The sequence below is a fragment of the Pseudomonas sp. GM24 genome (assembly GCF_000282235.1).
Taxonomy (GTDB): Bacteria; Pseudomonadota; Gammaproteobacteria; order Pseudomonadales; family Pseudomonadaceae; genus Aquipseudomonas.
Genome location: NZ_AKJR01000212.1, coordinates 1 through 3,602, shown reverse-complemented (window position 1 = coordinate 3,602; position 3,602 = coordinate 1). Strand labels below are relative to the sequence as shown.

General features: G+C 57.1%; 4 protein-coding genes. All 4 read right to left on the bottom strand.

What is annotated here, in order from left to right:
* Positions 1-87: 87 nt before the first annotated feature.
* On the bottom strand, positions 88-648 hold the full coding sequence (locus tag PMI23_RS22990; protein WP_007908283.1) for a DUF1285 domain-containing protein: 561 nt from the start codon (positions 646-648) through the stop codon (positions 88-90).
* A 15-nt stretch (positions 649-663) separates the two neighbouring features.
* On the bottom strand, positions 664-1,269 hold the full coding sequence (locus PMI23_RS22985) for a DUF4823 domain-containing protein (protein WP_007908280.1): 606 nt from the start codon (positions 1,267-1,269) through the stop codon (positions 664-666).
* Positions 1,270-1,440: 171 nt separating this feature from the next.
* Entirely contained in the window at positions 1,441-2,409 is a 969-nt protein-coding gene (locus tag PMI23_RS22980; RefSeq protein ID WP_007908278.1) for a GTP 3',8-cyclase MoaA, read from the bottom strand.
* Positions 2,410-2,546: 137 nt separating this feature from the next.
* Entirely contained in the window at positions 2,547-3,185 is a 639-nt protein-coding gene (locus tag PMI23_RS22975) for a TetR/AcrR family transcriptional regulator (RefSeq protein WP_007908276.1), read from the bottom strand.
* Positions 3,186-3,602: the final 417 nt, after the last annotated feature.

The window sequence follows — 3,602 nt, the reverse complement described above, 5'->3', positions numbered from 1 at the left end:
TTAGGTGTCAACGACAAAAAAAGATCGCAGCCTTCGGCAGCTCCTACAGATGTACGCCATGTAGGAGCTGCCGAAGGCTGCGATCTTTTAAGGTTCGAGGCCGATGCGGAAGAACTCGCCGCCACTCCACACACCGAGCCAACGCTGCCCGTCGATTTCGCGGCTGACCGCCATTTCCACCAGTTGATAGAACACATTTCGGTGGATCAGCGCTTCAAGGTTGGTACGCACATGCACGTAAGGCGCGGGTTCTTGCGTTGTCGGATCAATCTCGACGCGGATCGGATGCTCCGGCCCGGCCTCGGCGGTTTCATCGACGTTAGTGGTGAAGCGCAACAGCTGCGCCTCGCCCTCGCCTTCAACCTCGACCGCAATCGCCACGAACGGCGCATCATCAACCTTGATCCCGACCTTCTCGACCGGCGTGATCAGGAAATAATCATCGCCATCGCGGCGCATGATCGTGGAGAACAATTTGACCATCGGCTTACGCCCGATCGGAGTGCCCAGGTAATACCAGGTGCCGTCGCGAGCGATGCGCATGTCGATGTCGCCGCAGAAGTCCGGGTTCCACAAGTGCACCGGCGGCAGGCCTTTGGTTTTCGGGATCTGTCCCAACAGGTCATTGGCTTTTTGCGGGCCACTCATGGCGTTCTCCTTGAATTATTGGTCGCCGACTCCCAACAGACTGCGCGCGTACTGGGCCAGCGGCGGGCCGATCAGGTCTTCGGGCTTGCTGTCGTGGAACGTCAGTAAACCGCCACGACTCTTGATCCGTGCAGTATCAATCAAATACTGGGTGCTGGTCTCGATCAACATGATCTGAATCACGCCGCCGTCGATGCCGAGACGATCAACCGCTTCTTCATCGAGCCATTCATCGGAGTTGCCGATGCGGTCGTCAGCCTTGGCGAAGCGGGTGTACAGCAGATAGTGCGCGCCAGCATCGCGAGCTTCGCCCATCGCCTGATCGAGGCCTTCCGGCGCACGGGCACGGCGGACCATCGGGAAGTATTCGACGAAGCCTTTGAAGGCTTCTTCAGCCACAACGTTCGGCCGTGGGTAAGAACCACCCGGCGGTGCGAACGCGCCTTGAGCGATGTAGATAAACGAGTCCGGCTGAATGCGGAAGTTGTTCACGCGGCGGCTATCGCTGTGGTCCAGCAAGCCTGCGTCGCTCATTTGGTAGCGAGTGCCTTCGGCCATATCGCTGACAGTCATACAGCCGCCAAGCGCCAAAACGGCCAGCAGCAAAACCAGGCTACGCATCCTATTCCTCCAGAGGCCGGTGACGGAAAACCGGCGAATGGCCGTTGGATGCAGCTTTTGCGCCAGCTCGGGATTTTTGGCGAATGATGGATCGCCTTCGCGAGCAAGCTCACTCCCACATTTGGAATGCGTTCAACCTGTGGGAGCTAGCCTGCTAGCGATGAGGGAAGTTCAGCCGCCGATAATCTTCATGACGGTAGCACCGCCCGAGAACGCCACTTCCTGTTTATCGCCCAACGCTTTGACCAGCAAACGCTGAAGCGCCGGCAGTGCCTGATGACGCGGCTTGTCGAGCAGATCACCAACATAGTGGCGGTTGCTCGACGACAGGCAGCCATGCAGCCAACCGGTCGACGACAAGCGCAACCGCGAGCACGTCCGGCAGAACGGCACGCTTTCGTTGGCGATCACACCAAAGTTGCCAAGACCGGGAATTGCGTAACGCACGGCGGTGGCGTCTACGGGCGCATCGGTTTGTGCGTACTCATAACGTTCGCCAATCAGCTCCAACAGCTGCTGCAGACTGACAAACTGTTGCAGGAACGCATTGTTGTCCTTGGCTAGGTGGCCCATGCGCATCAATTCGATGAAGCGCAGTTCGTATCCGCGTTCCAGGCAGTAATCGAGCAGCGGCATGACCTGATCGAGGTTCTGCCCGCGCAACGGCACCATGTTGACCTTGATCTTCATCCCCGCCGCTTTCGCCTGATCCATGCCATCCAGCACGGTGGCCAGATCGCCGCCACGGGCGATGCTGCGGAAAGCACCGGCGTCGAGGGTATCGAGGGACACGTTGATCCGACGCAGACCGGCATCTACCAGCAACGGGAGTTTCTTCGCGAGGAGTTGACCGTTGGTGGTCAGGCTGATGTCTTCCAGGCCCATCTTGCCGACAGCGGTCATGAACGATTCAAGCTTGGGGCTGACCAGCGGCTCGCCGCCAGTGATGCGCAGCCGTTCGATGCCGGCGGCTTCGATCAGATACGCCACGCCACGCGCCATGGCCTCAGCCGACAGCTCATCCTGCGCAGCCACCAGCCGCTTGCCGTTAGGCACGCAGTAGGTACACGCGTAATTGCAGGCTGAAGTCAGACTGATCCGCAAATTGCGAAAACGCCTGCCTTGACGGTCAACGATCATGATCACTCCGGCGAAAGAATTTCGAGCCGCTAAAACTTGACTTACAAATCAAGTTTTAGCAAGCCCTATGCCTGAGTATATTCCTGCGGTACTGCGTCATGTAGCTAAATCATGGCGCAATAAGGCAGCTGAATGGCTCAGCTGCTTGGGGTTTCCGGATCACGCTTGCGCTTGTTGCCCATGCGCACGCCGATGTCCATCAGGAACTGGAAGAAACCTTCCTGATCTTCCAGCACATTGCTCCAGAACGGCGAGTGATACAGCGCGACAGCGCCGTGCACCAGCGCCCAGGACGCGCAGTAGTGGAAGTACGGCGGCACGTCTTCGAGCTTGCCTTCGCTGATGCGCCCTTTGATCAGCAGGGTCAGGCGTTCGAAGTTCGAGGCGCGAATCTTGTGCAGCTCCTCGACCATTTCCGGCACCTGATTGCCTTTTACGACCTTCTCTTCGAGACGGTCGAACAGGCGATAGCGCTGCGGGTCGCGCATGCGGAATTCGAAGTAGGCGCGGGACAGCGCTTCCTTGTCCTTGTCGACATCGGCCGAATGCAGCAGCTCGTTCAAATCGCGCTCGTAATCGAGCATCAGGCGCAGATAGATCTCGGCCTTGGATTTGAAGTGCTTGTAGATCGTGCCTTTGCCGATACCCACGGCATCAGCAATCATCTCGACGGTGACACTGTCTTCACCTTGGTCGAGGAACAGCTTGAGCGCGGTATCGAGAATTTCTTGCTCGCGGCGACGAAACTCACGGACCTTACGAGGTTCTTTGTGCATAAGAAAAGGTCTGAAGGGTCAAAATTCGAAGCCGCGTATTATGCCTAACTTGCGCAAAAATGCACGGATCATCCGACCATATCTGTGTTTCTTGTTCATTTTGAGAACGTTTTGGGCGCAATGAGAACTCAACTGAAGCAAACGTATTCCAAATTTGTTTAAAAACCCCGACCGGCTAACTGGACTGCACGCCAGACTGATCAATACTTGAACTGTCGGGCGACATCTCCCCCAAGTGTCGCGCCGGTAAAGGTACCAAGGGACCGCGTGCCTTTGTTTTACTCCTAATGGTCTTAACCCGGATTCACCCCCCAGAACCCGGGTTTTTTTTGCCTGCGATTTAACGCTTGGCGCAGCTACCTGCACATCACAACTGTAGGAGCTGCCGCAGGCTGCGATCTTTTGCCTTTGATCTTC